Here is a 19217-nt window from a genome sequence, read left to right as displayed (position 1 = left end):
CGCTCCGTTCAAAGCGGCTTGGTTGCCGCCGTCAGCCACTTGCGCGTGGCCGGATCGACGAGCGGGGCGACGCGCTTCTTGACTTCGGCGTGATAGGCGTTCAGCCAGGCGCGCTCTTCAGCCGTGAGCAGTTTGACGTCGACGAGCGCGCGCTCGATCGGCGAGAAGCTGATCGTCTCGAAGCCATACATCTCACGCTCGGCCCCCTTGATCTCGCGCTTTTCCACGACGATCAGGTTCTCGATACGGATGCCCCAGGCGCCGGCTTTGTAATAGCCGGGCTCGTTGGACAGAATCATGCCCGGTTCGAGCGGCGTCGTCCCCGTCTTGGCGATGCGCTGCGGCCCTTCATGCACCGAGAGATAGGAGCCGACGCCATGGCCGGTGCCGTGATCGAAATCGAGTCCTGCCTGCCACAGGGCCTGACGAGCGAAGGCGTCGATCTGCGCGCCGGATGTGCCCTTCGGGAAGACGCTGGTCGCGATGGCGATATGGCCCTTCAGCACGCGGGTGAAGCGGTCGCGCATTTCCGCCGTCGGCTTGCCGACGACGAGAGTGCGGGTGATGTCGGTGGTGCCATCCTCATATTGTGCGCCGGAATCGATGAGGAAAATGCCCTTGCCGATCTTGCGGTTCGATGTGCGCGACACCCGATAATGCGGAATGGCGGCATTCGGGCCGGCGCCGGAGATGGAGGGGAAGGACACGTCCTTCAACTTGCCGCCGTCGCGCCGGAAGGTTTCGAGCGCTTCGGCCGCGGAGATTTCCGTCTGCTTGCCCTTGGGCGCTTCCTCCGCGAACCAGGCAAGGAAGCGGGCATAGGCTGCCGCATCGCGTAAATGTGCGGCGCGCGTGCCGGCAAGCTCGTGCCTGTTCTTGCGCGCCTTCATGAGGGCGGATGGATCGGCGCCGATCTCGGCCTTGCCGCCGGCCTCTTCCAAGGTTTGCGAGAGCAGGGCAGGGGCGGTGGCGGCGTCGAACTGCACGGTTTTTTTCGCTTTGCCGAGCGCGGCGAGATCCTTGAGCAGCAAGGAGGGATCGGCGACATCGGCGCTGTCCGCGAGATGGGCGCGCACGCTGTTCGAAAGCTTGCGGCCGTCGAGATAGAGCGAGGGCCTGCCCTCCTTGCGGATCAGCGCGAAGGACAGCGGCAGCGGCGTGTGGCCGACATCGCCGCCGCGCATGTTGAAGGCCCAGGCGACGCTGTGCGGGTCGCTGACCACCAGCGCATCGGCTTTGCCCAACGCCTTTTGCAGGGCGGCAATCTTCTTGTCCGCGGTCTCGCCGGCATGGCGCTTGGCGTGCAGATGCACGGCGGCGATCGGCGGCGCCGGCCGGTCCTGCCAGATCGCGTCGATCGGGTTGTGGCTCACCGCGACGAGTTCGGCGCCGGCCGCTTTCGCCGCCTGTTCGAAGCGCTTAACCATTCCAGCGGTGTGCAGCCACGGATCGAAGCCGAGCCGCGCGCCCTTTTTCAGATTCGCCTCGACCCAGGCTTCCGGCGGCTCGTTGATCAGGTGCTGCGGCGTGAAGCTTTTGACATCCACCTGCTCGCGTACCTGCAGGGTATAGCGGCCGTCGACAAAGATCGCCGCCCGGTCAGAGAGCACGACGCACAGACCGGCCGAACCGGTAAAGCCGGTCAGCCACGCGAGGCGCTCGGAGGATTTCGCCACATATTCATTCTGATGCTCGTCCGAGCGCGGCACGAGAAAGCCGTCGAGCCCCATCTCATTCAGTTTGGCGCGCAGGGCGGCAAGCCGCGCCGGGCCTTGGGCGGGATTGGAGGTCTCGTCGAAGGACTGGTAGATCGCTTTGAACATGCATTGCCTTTCGAAGGGCTGCCTTGCTTTCGGCAGTGGATTGCTTACGCCAGATCGGCAGGCACGGGGCGGGGCGAGGCGCCTTTGCGTGTCAGCAGCAGCGTCGCCCAGCCGTCGAGATCGGTACGGTGGGCGAGACGTAAGCCTTGCGCCGCGTAGGCGGTGAGGACGCCCGCGACATCCGGCCCAAGCAAGCCGGAGAGGATCAATTCGCCGTCCTCGCTCGCCAGCGCGGCGATGGAGGGCGCGAGCAGCCGCAAGGGCTTGGCGAGAATATTGGCGAAGATCAGGTCGTAAGGCGCGCCCGCCTGCAGCAGCGGATGCTGCACACCGCGTGCAACCACCGGCTTCACCCAGGGGCCGACGCCATTCATGCGCGCATTACCGGTCGTGGCCTCGACCGAGATCGGGTCGATATCGCCTGAGGCGATGAAACAATGCAGGGCCTTGGCCGCCGCCATTGCCAGGACGCCGGTTCCGGTGCCGACATCGAGTACCCGGCGCGGGCGGCGCCGTTTCAGCACGCGATCGAGCATGAGCAAGCAGCCGCGTGTCGTGCCGTGGTGACCGGTGCCGAAGGCGAGCGCCGCTTCGATTTCGAGGGCGAGGTCGTTGGGGCGGGCGCGGCCGCGATCGTGGCTGCCGTGGACGAGAAAGCGTCCGGCGCGCACCGGCTCGAGTCCGTCGAGCGAAGCCTTGACCCAGTCGCGCTCGGCGACGCGCGAGAAGACGATTTGCTTCGCCGCCTCTTCGCCAGCATAGGCCGCGACGAGGTCATGGATCATCGCCTCGTCGGGCTCGTTGCCGAAATAGACTTCGACCAGCCAATCGCGCGAGGTCCAACGTTCCTTGTCGGGCTCGATTTCGAAGGCCGCGGCGGCGGTTTCCGCCGGGTCGAAGGTTTCGACGATCGCATCGGCAACAGCCCGTGCCGTCGCTTCGTCGCAGGTGAGCGTCATCACATAGGCGGCATTGTTGGGGGGCAGACCTTCGAGCATGGCTGTCGAATTAGCATGCGGTCCTTGGCCTGTCATCTAGGTCCTGGACGCATTGAATCACATCTCAAACGAATTCAATAGCTTCGGAGCCTAGGTGGGTCGGAGGGGAACGGGCTTCCGCCCGCGCCTTGCCCGTGGCGCCGGAGCATCTGCCTAGCAGTCTCGCGCGAGACGGCCTTCGAAAACACCAAACCTTGTCCAAGATTGCATTTCATCTGGCGCAGCGCATCGATCTGATCGAGGGTTTCGATGCCCTCTGCGACAACTTTAATGTCGAGATCGCGCGCGATCTGATTAATGCCTCTGACGATCGCGGCGCTGGGACTGCGTGGGCCAAGCCCGCGGATAAACGATTGGTCTATCTTTATCGTGTCGACGGGAACTGCGAGAAGGTGGGTCAAGGACGCGAAGCCGGTGCCAAAGTCGTCAAGTGCGACACGCACACCCTTCGCCCTAAGATCCGCAATCGCCTCGATGGCGACACGGTCGCGACGACCAATATAGGCGTTCTCCGTCACTTCAATAATGAGATGCGAGAGGGGTACGCGGTGCCGATCAAACGCTGCGCGCAGTTTGTCAGGCAGGTTCCCAGTGTATAAGTCTGCAGAGGTGATGTTGACGCCAACATATTGGACTGGAAGCCCCTCATCGAGCCACGCGCGAATGTCCTTCGCGACAATCGCCAGCATGCGGTCGGTAACTTGGCAGGCCACATTGGCGTCCGTAAACGCCTCCTGAAAGAGCGCGGCAGGAATGATTCGCCCCGCGACATTCGTCATCCGACTCAAGGCTTCAAAGCCGACAATTTCTTTGGTGTCGAGCCGAATAACGGGCTGATAATATGCATCGATCCGGAAATCGCGAAGGGCCTCCGCCACCTCGCGTATGGAATCGCGCCGGTTCGACATGCGCGTCCCGATCCCCGGCCAGTACTGAACGAAACCGCCGGGCACGGCTTCCTTGGCATGATAAAGCGCAAAGCCCGCATTGCGGAGCACGGTCTCCGGTTGCGCGTCTTGCGGTGCCAGGACAGCGCCTCCAATCGTCGCCTTGGGAACAATAGTATGCCCGCCGCAATGCGCCGGTACCGAAAGTGCCACAAGGATCGCCGCGGCGGTTTGGTCGAGATCCCGAAGCGACTGCTCGTTCTGCAGGATCGCACAGAACTGGTCGTCGCCCGTTCGAAACACCGTGTCGGGGGCCAGAATGTCCGAGATGCGCTGGGCAACCGTGCGGATGAAGATATCGCCGATCTCGTGGCCAAGCGTATCGTTGGTCGCCTTCAGATTATCGACGTCGATCACGAACAAGCCCCAACTGCCCGGAAGCTCACAACGCATTTGCGAAAGTGAGTCGTCGAACGCCGCCTGATTTGGCAGATCGGTTAAGGAGTCGATCATCGACCGCCGTTCACGATCAGCGGCCTCCTGGTCACGCCGCATTGCAAGTTCGCAAAGTTCCGTGCAAACGGCGATAACCTCCCGCTCGCTGTCCAAAGGTCCGCGCTTTTCCTGAAAATACAGGGCAATCGCTCCGACAGCTTTTCCGGCTTCGTCCCTGATCGGGGTCGAGTAGCAAGCCTTCCATCCCAGCGGAAGTGCCAATGTCTTGAATGCCGCCCATTTGGGATCGTGCTCGATATCCTCGGTGATCACGGCCATATTGCGATATATGGCAGTGCCGCACGATCCCGCTTCAGGCCCGATAAGATTGCCCTCAAGCGACAAAGCGTAGATTTCGGGGAAACGAGGCATGGCCAACGGGTGAATTCGGCCAGCGGCGTCCACGGCGAGAACCGTGCAGCCAGTCCCCGGAAGGAGTTGTTCGACCTCACTACACAATTGCTCGAGCGTTGCCTTCAGGGGAACGCCCCGTTCGATCATCTCGAGAATATGATTTTGGATGCTAAGCAACACGCGAAGTCTTCCAGATGACGCTGCCGAGTGTCTCTCTGCCCGCGCAAATGTCAAGCTGTACAATTGATTGTGAACGTCTGTGTTGGATCTCAGTTGTCGATAGAGGTTGTCGTTCCGTTCGCGCTTTGCTGCGCTCCGGGCGCCGGTTTGGGCCTAGGTCCCGACCCAGGACTTGTTGTGCTTCGCCGTGTCGGGATATGCTAGCCAGCATGAAACAAATGTCTTTTCACGCGTCATTGCGCCCGGCCGGCCTCATGGCCGTGCTCCTGATGCTCGCCGCGCCGCTGCAAGCGCAGAATGTGCCGGCGCCGCCGAGCCCCGCGCAGCAAACGGTGCAGATCTACGGCACGAATAATCCGGATTGCGTGGAATGGACCGATGCCTGCGCCGTTTGCAAACGCGGTGACGACGGCGCCGCCGCCTGTTCGACCCCCGGGATTGCCTGCACGCCGCAGCCGGTCATGTGCAAAACCCAAAAGCCGGCGCCGAAACAGCCGTAAGCAGCGTGTGTGACGCTATGCACCCTTCTCCCGGAGCGAAGCTGCGGAAGAAGGTGGCGCACGGTATCGCTCTATCTTCTGCTATGCCGCGTTTGCGGCGCTCAGCACGGCTTTCACCGATGCCGTCGCAATATCCGTGTCGATCCCGACCCCGAACAGGCGCCGGTCATCACCCAAACGGCATTCGACGAATGCGATGGCTTGGGAATCGGTGCCGTGCCGCAGGGCGTGCTCCTGATAATCGACCACTTCGATATTGAGCCCGCTCGCCGCGTTGAAAGCCGCAAGCGCGCTCGAAATCAGGCCGTTGCCGCGGCCGGAGACCGAAACGTCCCGGCCATCGACGCGGATCTTGCCGACGAAGACGTGATTGTGGCCGGCGCGGCGCGGGCCGGGCTCTTCGTATTCGACGAGTTCGTAGCGCTGCGGCCCGGTGAGGTGATAGGCCTCTTCGAAAGCGGCCCAAATCGTCTGTGCCGTCAGTTCTTTAGCTGTCCGGTCGGCGATCTCCTGCACCTTGCGGGAAAAATCGATCTGGAACCGGCGCGGCAGCTTGATGCCCTTGTCCTGTTCGAGCACCCAGGCGACGCCGCCCTTGCCGGACTGGCTATTGACGCGGATCACCGCCTCATAGGTCTCGCCGAGGTCCGCCGGATCGATCGGCAGATAGGGCATTTCCCACATCCCGTCGTTGCGCGCCTCATGGGCGGCAAAGCCTTTCTTCACCGCGTCCTGATGCGAGCCGGAAAAGGCCGTGAAGACCAACTCGCCGGAATAGGGGTGGCGCGGATGCACCGGCAGGCCGTTGCAATATTCCGCGGTCCGGATGACCGAGCGCATGTCGCTGAAATCGAGGCCCGGATCGACCCCTTGCGTGTAGAGATTCAAGGCCAAGGTGACGAGATCGACATTGCCGGTGCGCTCGCCATTGCCGAACAGGCAGCCCTCGATCCGGTCGGCGCCGGCCAGCACCGCGAGTTCGGCGGCGGCGACGCCGGTGCCTCGGTCATTGTGCGGATGAATGCTGATGACGACCGAGTCGCGGCGCGAAATCCGGCGGCAGAAATATTCGATCTGGTCGGCATAGACATTCGGCATTGCCACTTCGACCGTGGCGGGCAAGTTGAGAATGACCTTGTGCTCTGGCGTCGGCTGCCAGACGTCGAGCACCTTCTCGCACACGTCCAGCGCGAAATCGGGTTCGGTGAAGCTGAAGGTTTCGGGCGAATATTCGAACGTCCAGTGCGTCTCGGGATACTTGCGGCTCTCGGCGAGCATCGTGCGTGCGCCCGCGACCGACAGGGCGGCGATCTCGTCCTTACTCATGTTGAACACGACGCGGCGGAACAGCGGCGCCGTTGCCACATAGACGTGAACGATGGCGCGTTTGACGCCTTTGAGCGCCTCGAAGGTGCGCTTGATCAGATCTTCACGCGACTGGGTCAGGACCTGCACCGTCACGTCGTCGGGAATATGCCCGCCCTCGATCAGGCTGCGGACGAAATCGAATTCGGTCTGCGAGGCGGAGGGAAAGCCGATCTCGATCTGTTTGAAGCCGATGTTCAGCAGCGTCTTGTAGAAACGCATTTTCTTCTCGACATCCATCGGATCGGCGAGCGACTGGTTGCCGTCGCGCAGGTCGGACGACAGCCATTGCGGCGCTTTGGTAATCGTTCGCGACGGCCATTGCCGGTCGGTCAGATTGATCATGGAGTCGAAGGTGCGGTATTTGCTTTGCGGATTGTGCAGCATGGGGAACTCTTCAGCTTAAATTGTTCGGAAAATGGGTGCGAAGCGGCGTCTACGATCACCGGGCGGCCGTCAGTCCCGATGATCGCCGATAAGTCGCGCGCCAAGCCGAATGTGCTGAAGAGTGAAGGAAGAGAATGCGGATGGTCGATCCGTTGACATGACAACACCTAGCGAAAACCCAAAAACGACGAAAATCCCGCCTTCCTTAGAAGGTCGGGTCAAGAAGTCGAAGGGTTGCGCGCGCGATGAATGTCATGGGCCGGATATGTGTCACATTGCGGCAGGCCGGTCAACTGGAGGGATTTGGCCTTTAGCGGCTGTTGAAGGGACCTATCCCCGCTGCACAAAACTCTCCAGCACCATCTTGCGGCCGGCCTTGTCGAAATCCACCGTCAGCTTGTTGCCGTCGGTGTCGACCACCGTGCCAGGGCCGAATTTCATGTGGAAGACGCGGTCGTTCTTTTGGTAGCCGGAGGTAGCGGACGATTTCGCAAGGATTGTGCCTTCGATCTGCATGGGGCCGCGGCGTGTGGTGGGGTTGATGCCGCCGCGCGGCGCCTGGCGATGCATATCGCTTGTCGCGTTGCGCGCCTGCGCCCGTTGCCAGCCCGGGGTCGTATAGGGTGTCGCAAAGCTTGCCGCGCGGTCGAAGCGCGATTGCGCATAGCCGCCGTAATGCTGGCCGCTGGCCTGCTCGACCACGTCCACATGCCGCTCGGGCAATTCGTCGAGAAAGCGCGAGGGAATGGTGCTCTGCCACAGGCCGTGAATGCGGCGGTTGGTGGCAAAGCTGATCTTGGCGCGGCGGCGGGCGCGGGTGATGCCGACATAGGCGAGGCGGCGCTCTTCCTCCAGCCCTGCGCGGCCGTTCTCATCCAGCGAGCGCTGGTGCGGAAACAGGCCCTCCTCCCAGCCGGGCAGGAACACGTTATCGAATTCGAGCCCCTTGGCGCCGTGGAGCGTCATGATCGAGACACGTTCGGCCCTGTCGTTCGAAGCGTCCGCGTCGAGGACTAGGGAAATATGTTCGAGGAAGGCCGCGAGGTCGGGAAATTCCTCCATCGAGCGCACGAGTTCTTTCAGGTTTTCGAGCCGGCCCGCGGCTTCCGCCGTCTTGTCTTTCTGCCACATTTCCGTGTAGCCGGATTCCTCCAGCACAATTTCCGCAAGTTCGTTATGCGGCGTGTTTTCGGTGAGGCTCGACCAGCGCGCGAAAGAGGCGAGCAGATCGCGCAAGGTCTGGCGCGGCTTTGGCTTCAGCTCCTCGCTCTCGATCATATTGCTCGCTGCCTGCATCAAGGGAATGCTCAAGGCGCGCGCGTGATCGTGCAGAAGCTGCAGCGTGGCATCGCCAAGCCCACGTTTCGGCACGTTGATGATGCGCTCAAACGCGAGATCATCGGCCGGCTGCGCGACGCAGCGCAGATAGGCGAGGGCGTCGCGAATTTCCGCCCGCTCATAAAAGCGCGGACCGCCGATCACCCGATAGGGCAGGCCGAGCGTGATGAAACGCTCTTCGAATTCGCGCATCTGGAATGAGGCACGCACGAGGATCGCGATTTCGTCGAGCGATTCCTGTTTGCGCTGCAGCTGTTCGATTTCCTCGCCGATGATCCGCGCTTCCTCTTCCGAGTCCCACACGCCGGTGACTGTCGGCTTTATCCCTTCGTGATCGTCGGTGAACAACGTCTTGCCGAGCCGGCTCTCGTTATGCGCGATCAGATGCGAGGCCGCTGCGAGGATGTGGCCGGTGGAGCGGTAATTCTGTTCCAGGCGAATGACACGTGCGCCTGGAAACTCCTGTTCGAAGCGCAAAATATTGTCCACTTCGGCGCCACGCCAGCCATACACCGATTGGTCGTCATCACCCACGCAGCACAAATTGCGATTGGCCTGCGCCAGCAGCTTCAGCCACAAATATTGCACGACGTTGGTGTCCTGATACTCGTCCACCAGAATATATTTGAAGCGCTGCTGATAATGGGCGAGCACATCCGGATATTCGCGCAGCAGCCGCAGCCCTTCGAGCAACAAGTCGCCGAAATCGGCGGCGTTGAGGACTTTCAGCCGCGCCTGATAGTCGGCGTAAAGTTTGGCGCCCATGCCGTTGGCGAAAGCGCTGGCTTCGCCATTCGGCACTTGCGGCGGCGTGAGGCCGCGGTTCTTCCATGAGTCGATGAGATAGGCGAGCTGGCGCGCCGGCCAGCGTTTGTCGTCGACATTGGCGGCCTGGATGATCTGCTTGAGCAGCCGGATCTGATCGTCGGTATCGAGAATGGTGAACGACGACTTGAGCCCGACAAGCTCGGCATGCCGGCGCAAGATCTTCGTGCCGATCGAGTGGAACGTGCCAAGCCACGGCATGCCTTCGCCGGCCGGACCGATGAGCTGGGCGACCCGCTCCTTCATCTCACGCGCCGCCTTGTTGGTGAAGGTCACGGCAAGGATCTCGTAGTCCCGTGCCCGGCCGGTGGCGATGATATGGGCGATGCGGGTGGTGAGCACCCGCGTCTTACCGGTTCCCGCGCCGGCCAGCACCAGGACCGGCCCATCGAGCGTCTCGACACCGGCCCGTTGTTCCGGGTTCAGCTTGTCGAGATAGGACGGCGCCGCGGCGGCCCGGGCCCGCGCGGCAATGCCGCCCGCGCGCGGCGCGGGCGGTTCTTGCGCATTGGAAAGGTCGAACGGATCGGACAAAGTCTCGCCTTAAAAACGAATCACCTGCCGCGGAATGTGGGGATTTTAACCCCGAAAGTCGATAAGCGGCAGGGCCGCCATGCACAGGCACTTGACCAAAACTTTGCGTCTTTTCCGTGAGATGGCCCGGAATTTGCGAAACCGCATGCAGGGCGTGCGCGGCCCGCGATATGGTCCTAGCCATTGTTTTGTCGCGGTTTATTCATTCCGAGATTGAGCAACTTTTCGGGAAATTGCTCTAGGCAGGTCGCATCCGGAGTGTAAATTGTCGGTTCTCGCACAAAGGCGCGCATCTGCTGCGCCATGCTCATCTTCGCTAAATTCTGGAGCGATTCATGTCGGCGACATTGCTGCTTTTGACCGCCGTGGCGGGTTTTCTCTATGTGGTTTCGCCAGGCCCGGCCTTTCTGGCGGTGTTTTCGCTGACCGCTGTCGAGGGGCGCGGCGCGGCGGCACGTTTCGTGACCGGGCATCTCTTGGGCGATACGGTCTGGGGCACATTGGCGCTGGCCGCGATCATCGGCGCCAGCCAGATCGGCGCGGTGGTGTTCGAGGCCTTGGGGCTTGCCTGCGGCCTCTTCCTGATCTGGCTGGGCTTCAAGGCGATCTTTCACAAAGCCGAGACCAAGGCGGCGCCGGTCGGCCAGAAGCGGCCGCTGATGACCGGCGTGCTGTTCGGCCTCACCAATCCCAAGGCCTATCCCGTTTCGGTCGCGATGTTCGGCGCGCTGGTCAGCGGCTTTGCCAATGAGCTGCATTGGTTCGATGCGCCCTACCTGATGACGAGCGCCTTCTGCGGCTTCATTATTGCCGATGTGGTGCTGGTTTTCTGCGCCGGTCTGCCGATGGTGCGGCGATTCTTTGCCACCCATGGCAGCGTCATCACCCGTGCGGTGGGGGTCATCTTCGTGCTGTTCGGCGCGAAATCGATCGCGGACGCCGCCTTCAGTTTCGCGCGGCGGGCGTAAGCCGCGTCCGTTCGTCATTGGTCAATTGAAAGACACATATGCCTCGGAGCAAACCGAATATCCTGCTCATTGTCGCCGATCAGCTTGCGGCACAATATCTTCCTGCCTACGGCCACGGTATCGTCAAAAGCCCCGCGATCGATGTTTTGGCGCGCAAGGGCGTGGTGTTCGAGAACGCCTACACCAATGCGCCCCTCTGCGCGCCGGGCCGCGCGTGCCTCATGTCGGGCGCGCTGTCGTCGCGCACCGGCGTCTATGACAATGCGGCGGAGTTCAAATCCTCGATCCCGACCTTCGCGCATTACTTGCGACTCAAGGGCTATCGCACCTGCCTGTCGGGCAAGATGCATTTCGTCGGCCCCGACCAATTGCATGGATTCGAGGAACGGCTGACCACCGACATTTATCCGGCGGATTTCGGGTGGACGCCGGATTGGCGCGAGCCGAATGCGCGCATCGATTGGTGGTATCACAATATGACCTCGGTGAAGCAGGCGGGCATCGCCGAAATCACCAATCAGCTCGAATATGACGATGAAGTGGGCTTTCTCGCGCAGCGCCGGCTGTATGATTTCGCGCGTCACCGCGACACGTTGCCATTCTGCCTCACGGTCTCCTTCACCCATCCGCACGATCCCTACGCGCAGCGGCCGGAATTCTGGAATCTCTACCGCGACGAGGATATCGATTTGCCGCGCGTCGGCGCGTTGCCCTATGCCGACCTCGACCCGCACAGCCGCCGTCTCTACGACGCGGCAGCGATGCAGGAATACGATATTACGAAAGCGGATATCCGCAGCGCGCGGCATGGCTATTACGCTTCGATTTCCTATGTCGACGCGCAGATCGCCAAACTTGTGGCCACGCTAGCGGCGACCGACCTTGCCGACGATACGGTGATCGTTCTCACCTCCGATCACGGCGATTTTCTCGGCGAACGCGGCCTGTGGTACAAGATGAGCTATCGCGATCCGGCAGCGCGTGTGCCGCTGATCGTGCATGCGCCGCAGCGCTTTATGCCGCGCCGGGTGGCGACGCCCGCGTCGCTTGCCGATCTTCTGCCGACCTTTCTCGACATTGCGGAAGAGAAGGGTGCCGACGCGGTTGCCTCGACCATCGATGGGCGCTCGCTCATGCCGTTCCTGCAGGGGGCGCCCGACGATGACGGCGTGGTCTTCGGCGAATATCTTGCGGAAGGGGTCGGCGCGCCGATGTATATGGTGCGGCAGAACCATTTCAAATTCATCGCCTGCGGCGATGATCCCGAGCAATTGTTCGACCTCGCCGCGGACCCGGCCGAGACGACCAATCTCGCTACGGCGGCTGAACACACCGCGCGCGTCGAGCAGTACCGCGCGTTGCTCGCCGCGCGCTTCGATCCGGTCGAAACGAGACGGCAGGTGATCGAAAGCCAGAACGCCCGCCGCGCGGTGTTCCAGGCGCTGACTAAGGGCAAGCTGTTCCCCTGGGATTATCAGCCTCTCCGCCTCGCGTCTGAGCAATATACGCGCAACCACCGTGACGTGACCGATACCGACGTGCTGTCGCGCTATCCACTGGCGCCGGAGGCGGTGCCGAAGGCGACTTAACGTTGTTTGTTAGTCACATCGGCTTGGAAAATGCGCCGGCGGAAGCTTAAGATCGTTTCGTGACGATGCGAATTTTCTCGACATTTTCGGCGCCGCCATAGGACATTGACGTTAGACGGCGGTGCGATGGGAGATCGAGGCGCATGCACGATCGGTCCGCAAATCTCAGAGCTTTCTTTGCGAGCTATGTGACGAAGATGGGCGAAGCGCGGGATCCGCGCATCGAGCGCGCCTTTGCCAGCGTCCCGCGCGAGCCGTTTGCCGGCAAGGGGCCGTGGTGGATCAGCGTCCGGGGCAGAGGCTATCTTCGCACGCCCGACGATGACATCGCCTTCCTCTATCAAGACGCGCTTATAGCGCTGGACCCGGTTCGCGGGATCAATATTGGTGAGCCGAGCTCGCACGCGAAATGGCTCGATGCGCTTGAACTCACGGAAGGCGAGACGGTGCTGCATGTCGGCGCCGGCGCGGGTTATTACACCGCCCTACTCGCGACTTTGGTTGGCGCGAAAGGAAAGGTTTATGCGTATGAGATCGAGCCCGATCTCGCGGCACGCGCCCAGGCGAATTTGCGAGAGTTCCGTCAGGTCGAGGTTCATGCGCGCAGCGGCATAGCCGACGATCTGCCCAAGGCGGATGCCGTCTACGTCAATGCCGCGATCACCCAACCAAGCCGGACCTGGCTCGACGCGTTGAGGCCCCGCGGCCGGCTCCTGTTCCCGCTGCACGGGCCTCATAATTTTGGCGGCATGCTCCGCATCGAGAGACCCTTGTCCGGGGCGATATGGCCGGCCAGATTCGTCTCCAATGCGGCTTTCATCTCCTGCGTCGGCCCGCAGGACCCGCACGCGGCGGAGCGTCTCACCGTGGCCTTTGTGGGCGGCGGCGCACATAAGGTGCGCTCCTTTCGCACCGACAGACCGATCGATGAGACATGCTGGTTCAAGGGCGATGACTGGTGGCTCTCGACGGCCGAAGCTCACGGCGCCAATGCAAGCTAGTTCAACCGCGATTTCTGCTTCGCGATCCCTGGCGTCTGTGTCAGGTCGGATGGTTTCGGCAGGCGGGCATGGGCGGCGCGCATCACCATCAGATTGTCCTGGATGGCTTGCGGAAACGGCACCGCTTCGCGCGTTTGGAGATCGGCGTGCACGAACAGGCTTTCCGCCGAGGCGGCGAGCCAGCCCTCGCTCGCCTGGCGCAATTCGAGATAGACATGCAGGCGCGTCGCGTCGAAATCGATCAATTGCGCCGTGGCGCGGACGGGATCGCCGAATTTCAGGTCGCGATGGTAAACGATGTGGTTTTCGGCGGCGAAAGTGGTCGCGCCGCGGGTCGCGTGCAGATCCTCCTGCAGGCCGATGAGATCGAACGCCTCATTCATCGCGCGGTCGAGCAGCACGTGGTAATAAGCCATGTTGAGATGGCCACGAAAATCGATCCAGCCCGCTTCGATCGTCATGATCGAAGAGACGAAGGGCGCGAAAAACAGAGACGGAACCTTAGCCATTTGCGTCCGCGGACTGGTTTGAAGACGTGCGGACTATGCGGCAGAAGAGCTGGGACCGCAACTCGTTCGCCATAGGCTGCCGACGCTCGGCTTTTGGGTCTGGAAGGCTGCGGATCCAAGGGCACGGCGTGCAGGCCCGATCTCTTCGCTCTAGCTGGACAGGGGCACACAAATTTGCCAGCTTCGACGCCAATTCAAAAGCATTACGAGGATCGGGCGATGGGCGAGGCGCAAGCAGCATGTCAGGGCAGACCGGCCAGCGAGGCGCTGGCAGCGGTCATTGCTGCGCTGAGCGCGCAATTCGGCAATCGTCTGGTGACGTCGCAGGCGGTGCGCGAACAACATGGCCACACGCTCACCTGGGTCCCGAATCAGCCGCCGGACGCGGTGGTTTTTCCGCAAAGCACGGAAGAGGTCGCGAGCATCGTCCGCCTGTGCGCCGCCCATGTGGTGCCGGTCATTCCCTTCGGCACGGGCACGTCGCTGGAGGGCCATGTGAATGCGCCGTTCGGCGGCATCTGCGTCGACACGTCGCTGATGAAGGCGGTCGTGGAGGTTCACCCCGAGGATTTGAGCGTGACGGTCGAGCCGGGGCTGACGCGCAAGGCCTTGAACGAATATTTGCGCGACATGGGCCTGTTCTTTCCGATCGACCCGGGGGCGGACGCTTCGATCGGCGGCATGGTGTCGACCCGCGCCTCCGGCACCAATGCGGTGCGCTACGGCACGATGAAGGACAATGTGCTCTCCCTCAGCGTGGTGACGCCGCAGGGGGAAGTCATCAAGACGGCGCGGCGGGCCAAGAAATCCTCGACCGGCTATGATCTCACCCGGCTTTACACCGGCGCGGAAGGGACGCTCGGCATCATTACCGGCATCACGCTGAAACTCTCGGGCATTCCGGAAGCCGTCTCTGCCGGCATTTGCCCCTTTCCCTCGGTCCGCGCCGCCTGCGACGCCGTGATCATGACAATTCAATCCGGCTTGCCGGTGGCGCGGATCGAGTTGCTCGATGCGCTGACGGTGCGCGCCTGCAACAATCACGCGAAACTCGGCCTGCCCGAGACGCCGCTGCTGCTCGTCGAGTTCCATGGCACCGATGCGGGTGTAAAGGAACAGGCCGAGCGCTTCGGCGAGATCGCCGCGGAATTCGCCGGCGGTCCATTCGAATGGGCCACTAAGCTCGAAGATCGCACCAAGCTCTGGCAGGCGCGGCACGATGTCTATTGGGCACAGCTCACCCTGCGTCCAGGCTCAACGCCGATTTCGACCGATGTCTGCGTGCCGATCTCACGCCTCGCCGACTGCGTCGAAGAAACCGCACGCGATGCCGAGGAACATCATATTCTCGCGCCGATCGTCGGCCATGTCGGGGACGGCAATTTCCATTGCGGCGTGCTGCTCGACATGAACGATCCGGACGAGGTCGCGGCCGCACGCGAGTTCTGCGAGCGGATGGTGCTGCGTGCACTCGATATGGACGGCACGTGTTCGGGCGAACACGGGGTCGGCCAGGGCAAGATGAAATATCTCCTGCAGGAGCATGGCGCAGCGACTTTGCACATTATGGCCCAGATCAAGAAAGCGCTCGATCCGCTGAACATCATGAACCCTGGCAAGGTGGTCGCATGGGAGACGTGAGGCAATCGTGCGCGAAACGCTGACGATTCTAGCGGTCATTCTCATTGTCATTCTGACGGCTGCAATCGTCGGACCCTATTTCGTCGACTGGAATTCGCAGCGTGCGCTGATCGAAGCGCAATTGTCCAATGCCCTCGGTGCGCGCGTCGCCACCTCCGGCGACATCACGCTGCGGCTGCTGCCGACTCCCTATCTCGTGCTCGGCGAGGTGCGGGCGGCTGGTGCAGAACGTGGCGCGCCGCATCTTGCCGCCGAGACCGCGCGTGTCGAGCTCTCCGCCATGCCGTTGCTGCAAGGCCAGTTGCAGGTGACGGAAGCGACATTCGACCGGCCGAATGTGCGCCTCACCATGGGTGAAGACGGCCAAATCCTTCTGCCGCAAGCCTCCGCTGCGGTCTCGAATGCATTGCGCTTCGAGCGCATCGTCATCAAGGGCGGCACGCTAATCGTCGATCAAGTCGGGTCCGGGCGCGAATGGTCGCTCGAGGACGTGAACGGCACTGCCGAAGCGCATACTTTGAAGGGGCCTTTCCTGTTCGAGGGAACGGTGCAGGGTGCCAACGGCACGACATTGGCGCAACCGCTCGCATTACGCTTCACGACCGGCGCCGAGGAGAACGGGCAGTTGCAGATTCATGCGAGCAGCGACGAGACGGGCATGCTGCCGCAGGCCGCGATCGACGGCGCCTTTATCTTTGATACGCCGGGCAATAGCGTCACCTTCGACGGCATGGCGCAGCTCAACGGATCGGCACCTCAGCCTTGGCGGCTCATGGGTGCGCTGCATGCCGACACGAAGGCGCTGACCTTGGACAAGGCCGAACTCCACATCGGTCCCGATCCGGCAAGCGTGACCTTGCGCGGCAAGGCGAATGTGGCGTTCGCAGACGCACCGCGTGCCGATATTGCGTTCGAGTCCGGCCCGCTCGATCTCGACCACCTGCTCGCGGCGCCTGACGGCAACGGACTTGCGCCGCAGGAGGCTGCGCAACGCGTCGCCGACAGGTTTGCCAATCTGCAGGCGGCGGCTCTGCCCTTGCCCGTCGCGGTGAACGCAAAATTCGCCTTGATCACGTTGAGTGGCGGCGAGTTCAGCGACGTGACGGCACAAGCGGTGCTCGATGGCGACCACCCCGCTGCCATTGCCCTCTCGTTCGATGGCCCCGGTCGCGCCCATGTCGCCTTGACCGGCGCGGTTACGAGCGGCACGGCGCCCGGTTTCTCGGGTCATGCGACCATCGACGTGCGCGATGCGGCGCGCCTGCGCGATTGGCTGCAAGTCGCTGTGCCAGTGCCGTTTCGCGCGGCCGATTTCGAAGGCGATGTCAAACTCGGCTCAACCGGTCTTGCCGCCACCAATGCGCGCCTCGCGTTTGACGCTTCGCAGCTTGCCGGTGCGTTTTCCTATGATTTTGCCACCGCGCAGCAACCGCCGCGGCTCACGGCGAGCGTGATGTCGCCGCTGCTCGACATCGAAGGCCTGCCGGACCTTGCCACGGCGTCTGCCGCCACGCACGGGGTCGATCTCGACATCAAGCTCGATGCGCGGGCGGCGAAGATCGCGCGTTTCGGCCAAAGCACGATCGACGCCGGGCAGATTGCGTGCCGGCTGCGCCAGGATCAGACGATGATCAGTCTCGATCGATGCGACATTGCCGGGCTTGGCGGCGCCAATGTCAGCGCCAAGGGCCGGCGGGATGCGAGCGGCGGCTTTCTCACTGTCACGATCGATGCGCAAAGGCTCAATGATTTTGCGACTTTGCTGCAACATGTCGCGCCAGGCACGTGGAGCGATGCCCTCGCGACGCGCGCGGCCAGCTTGTCGCCTGCGCATGTCGATATCAGCCTGAATGGCGGTGCGGCGGGCGCGGCGGTGGCGCTGCAGGATATGAGCGTGGCCGGCGTCGCCGGCGGGACACGGCTCATCGGCCAGGCGCATTTTGCGAAGAGCGTGGCGGCGGATATTGCCCTCGATGCGCCGGAGGGCGCGGCCCTGCTGCAGCAGTTGGGCTTTCCGGTGCTGAATTTGAAAGGTCTCGGCCCGGGACATCTCGCCCTGCATGGCGAGGGCGCGGACCCCAATTCCGTGACCGTGAAAATCTCCGGACGGGTCGCCGGCGTTGACGTCGCGAGCGAGGGCGGCGTCAATGGCGCCACCTATGTCGGCCGCTCCACTCTGGCAGCAAAAAACGCCGCGGGCCTCGCGGAAATCTTCGCCATTCTCCTACCCGATCAATCATCTGTCTTGCCGCTCAATCTGCAAGCCCAGACCATCTGGAAGGATGGCGCGCTCGCGCTGAACAATCTTGCCGGCGACATCAATGGCAATCGGCTGCTCGGCACTCTCACTCTGCAAGTCGCCGGCAACAAAAGCATGCTGAGCGGCGGATTGTCGTTCGACACGCTTCCGCTCAGCGCTTTGACGGCGCTGGCACTCGGTCCGCAGCCTCTCGCATCGCCCAACGCGATCTGGCCCAATGACGACTTTGGCGCCGCGCTGCTGAGCCCGCCGGAGAGCGACCTGTCGCTCGTCATCAAGACCTTCGATTTGGGCGGCGGCCTTGTCGGGAAGGACGCAAAATTGCGGCTAGGCCTGGCGCCGGGACGGGTCGATTTCAACGATCTTGCCTTCACCCTCGGCCAGGGCGCGGTGCAGGGCCATGCAACTTTGCGGCGCGATGGCAAGGCGGCGGCGTTGTCCGGCCATTTTGACGCGCAGACCATGCCGCTCGCCAATCCCGCCTTGCAGACGCGCGCCTCCGCCAGCCTCGATTTTGCTAGCACGGGCGCGAGCGTCGCGGCGCTCGTCTCCGGCCTTGCCGGCAGCGGAACCATGCAGTTCGACGATTTGCGTCTCTCGCAATTTTCGCCCAATGCCTTGAGCGACGTGCTGGTGCAATCGGAAAAGGGCGGCCTCAATATCGACGAGACCAATGTGGCCTATGCGCTCGCCAAAGCACTCGATCACGGCGCGCTCGATATGGGGCCGCAGCAATCGGCAGTGTCGCTGGCAGCCGGGGTTTTGCAATTTGCCTCGATGCGCAACGCACAAGGGCCACTGCAAACCGATACATCGGCGAGCTTCGATCTGAAGTCCTGGACGCTGGCGATGCGCAGCAGCCAGACGCTTGATCAGGCGTTGAAATTCTGGACCGGCGCGCCGCCCGGTTTCGCCATGGTCTGGCGCGGGCCCTGGACGAGCCCAAAGCGCGGACTGGAGCTGGGCGCATTCGTGAATGGTATTGCCGCGCAGGCGATCGCGCGCGACACCGAGCGGATCCAGGAACTCGAAGCCGACATCCGCGAGCGCGCCATGTTCAACCGCCGGTTGAAAGCCTTTGAGTTCATGGATCGGCGCGACAGGGAAATCGCGCAATGGCGCGAGAATGAGGCGCGGCGGCAGGCCGAAGAAGCGCGGCGGCAAGCCGAGGAAGCCGCCCGCAAAGCCGCGCTGGAAAAACAGCAGCAGGAGCAGCAACTCAAACCCGAGGATGCACCTCTGCCATTGCAGCCAAGTGTGCAGCCGCCGCCCGCGGCGACACCGCTTGCGCCGGTGCTCGAGCCGCAGCCTGCGCCGCAATGAGTGCGTGACTGTCAGCGCTCCGGCACGTCCTGCTGCCGCAGAGCGCAGCCATACACATAGACCCGGATCGCGGAAGATAAATTGACCCTTGGCCGCGCCACGTCGATCTCCGCCACGAGCGCCGGCACGGTCATCTTGCGTTCGGCGGCGATCCGTTTCAGGCCATCCCAGAACACGTCTTCGAGGGAAATGCTGGTGCGGTGACCGGCAATCATCAGCGAGCGTTTGACGATGCCCGGC

General features: G+C 62.7%; 13 protein-coding genes. 6 read left to right on the top strand and 7 right to left on the bottom strand.

Going from position 1 to position 19217, the window contains the following annotated elements; translation table 11 throughout:
- Window positions 1-8: 8 nt before the first annotated feature.
- The 3 genes from V9T28_RS15475 to V9T28_RS15465 form a co-directional block, all read right to left on the bottom strand.
- Complete coding sequence (locus V9T28_RS15475) at window positions 9-1823, bottom strand: aminopeptidase P family protein (RefSeq protein WP_116399958.1); 1815 nt, start codon at window positions 1821-1823, stop codon at window positions 9-11.
- A gap of 44 nt (window positions 1824-1867) precedes the next feature.
- A complete protein-coding gene (locus V9T28_RS15470) occupies window positions 1868-2821 on the bottom strand; it encodes a 50S ribosomal protein L11 methyltransferase (RefSeq protein ID WP_116400298.1) in 954 nt (317 codons plus the stop codon).
- Between the two features lie 74 nt (window positions 2822-2895).
- Entirely contained in the window at window positions 2896-4737 is a 1842-nt protein-coding gene (locus V9T28_RS15465; RefSeq protein WP_116399957.1) for a putative bifunctional diguanylate cyclase/phosphodiesterase, read from the bottom strand.
- Window positions 4738-4946: 209 nt separating this feature from the next.
- On the opposite strand from V9T28_RS15465, the gene V9T28_RS15460 reads away from it, so the two are divergent.
- Window positions 4947-5237, top strand: coding sequence for a hypothetical protein (locus V9T28_RS15460; RefSeq protein WP_147306406.1), 291 nt, complete (start codon window positions 4947-4949; stop codon window positions 5235-5237).
- A gap of 81 nt (window positions 5238-5318) precedes the next feature.
- Here V9T28_RS15460 and leuA read toward each other — a convergent pair whose 3' ends face one another.
- Window positions 5319-6989: a 2-isopropylmalate synthase gene (leuA, locus tag V9T28_RS15455; protein WP_116399955.1), complete on the bottom strand. Its 1671-nt coding sequence runs from the start codon at window positions 6987-6989 to the stop codon at window positions 5319-5321.
- A gap of 330 nt (window positions 6990-7319) precedes the next feature.
- Window positions 7320-9686, bottom strand: a complete 2367-nt coding sequence (locus tag V9T28_RS15450; protein WP_116399954.1) for an ATP-dependent helicase — start codon at window positions 9684-9686, stop codon at window positions 7320-7322.
- A 335-nt stretch (window positions 9687-10021) separates the two neighbouring features.
- On the opposite strand from V9T28_RS15450, the gene V9T28_RS15445 reads away from it, so the two are divergent.
- The 3 genes from V9T28_RS15445 (at window position 10022) to V9T28_RS15435 (ending at window position 13244) form a co-directional block, all read left to right on the top strand.
- Window positions 10022-10654, top strand: a complete 633-nt coding sequence (locus V9T28_RS15445; RefSeq protein WP_116399953.1) for a LysE family translocator — start codon at window positions 10022-10024, stop codon at window positions 10652-10654.
- A gap of 38 nt (window positions 10655-10692) precedes the next feature.
- Window positions 10693-12243, top strand: coding sequence for a choline-sulfatase (gene betC, locus V9T28_RS15440; protein ID WP_116399952.1), 1551 nt, complete (start codon window positions 10693-10695; stop codon window positions 12241-12243).
- Between the two features lie 143 nt (window positions 12244-12386).
- Window positions 12387-13244, top strand: a complete 858-nt coding sequence (locus V9T28_RS15435; protein WP_116399951.1) for a protein-L-isoaspartate O-methyltransferase family protein — start codon at window positions 12387-12389, stop codon at window positions 13242-13244.
- Here the strand turns inward: V9T28_RS15435 and V9T28_RS15430 are convergent.
- Window positions 13241-13753 (bottom strand): thioesterase family protein, encoded by a 513-nt coding sequence (locus V9T28_RS15430; RefSeq protein WP_116399950.1) that lies wholly within the window; start codon window positions 13751-13753, stop codon window positions 13241-13243. The two genes, V9T28_RS15435 and V9T28_RS15430, sit on opposite strands and share 4 nt — an antisense overlap.
- Window positions 13754-13972: 219 nt before the next feature.
- Between V9T28_RS15430 and V9T28_RS15425 the strand changes: the two genes are divergently transcribed.
- Together V9T28_RS15425 and V9T28_RS15420 are read left to right on the top strand one after the other, a co-directional pair.
- Window positions 13973-15394 carry an FAD-binding oxidoreductase gene (locus V9T28_RS15425; protein WP_116399949.1) on the top strand — a complete coding sequence of 474 codons (1422 nt, stop codon included), beginning with the start codon at window positions 13973-13975 and terminating at the stop codon, window positions 15392-15394.
- Window positions 15395-15401: 7 nt separating this feature from the next.
- Window positions 15402-18977 (top strand): AsmA family protein, encoded by a 3576-nt coding sequence (locus tag V9T28_RS15420; RefSeq protein WP_158554746.1) that lies wholly within the window; start codon window positions 15402-15404, stop codon window positions 18975-18977.
- 11 nt (window positions 18978-18988) lie between these two features.
- Here the strand turns inward: V9T28_RS15420 and V9T28_RS15415 are convergent, their stop codons facing one another.
- A complete protein-coding gene (locus tag V9T28_RS15415) occupies window positions 18989-19192 on the bottom strand; it encodes a ribbon-helix-helix domain-containing protein (protein ID WP_199500077.1) in 204 nt (67 codons plus the stop codon).
- Window positions 19193-19217: the final 25 nt, after the last annotated feature.

Origin of the sequence: Methylovirgula sp. 4M-Z18 (assembly GCF_037890675.1) — a bacterium.
Lineage (GTDB): Bacteria > Pseudomonadota > Alphaproteobacteria > Rhizobiales > Beijerinckiaceae > 4M-Z18.
This window is presented reverse-complemented; position numbering and strand designations above follow the sequence as displayed.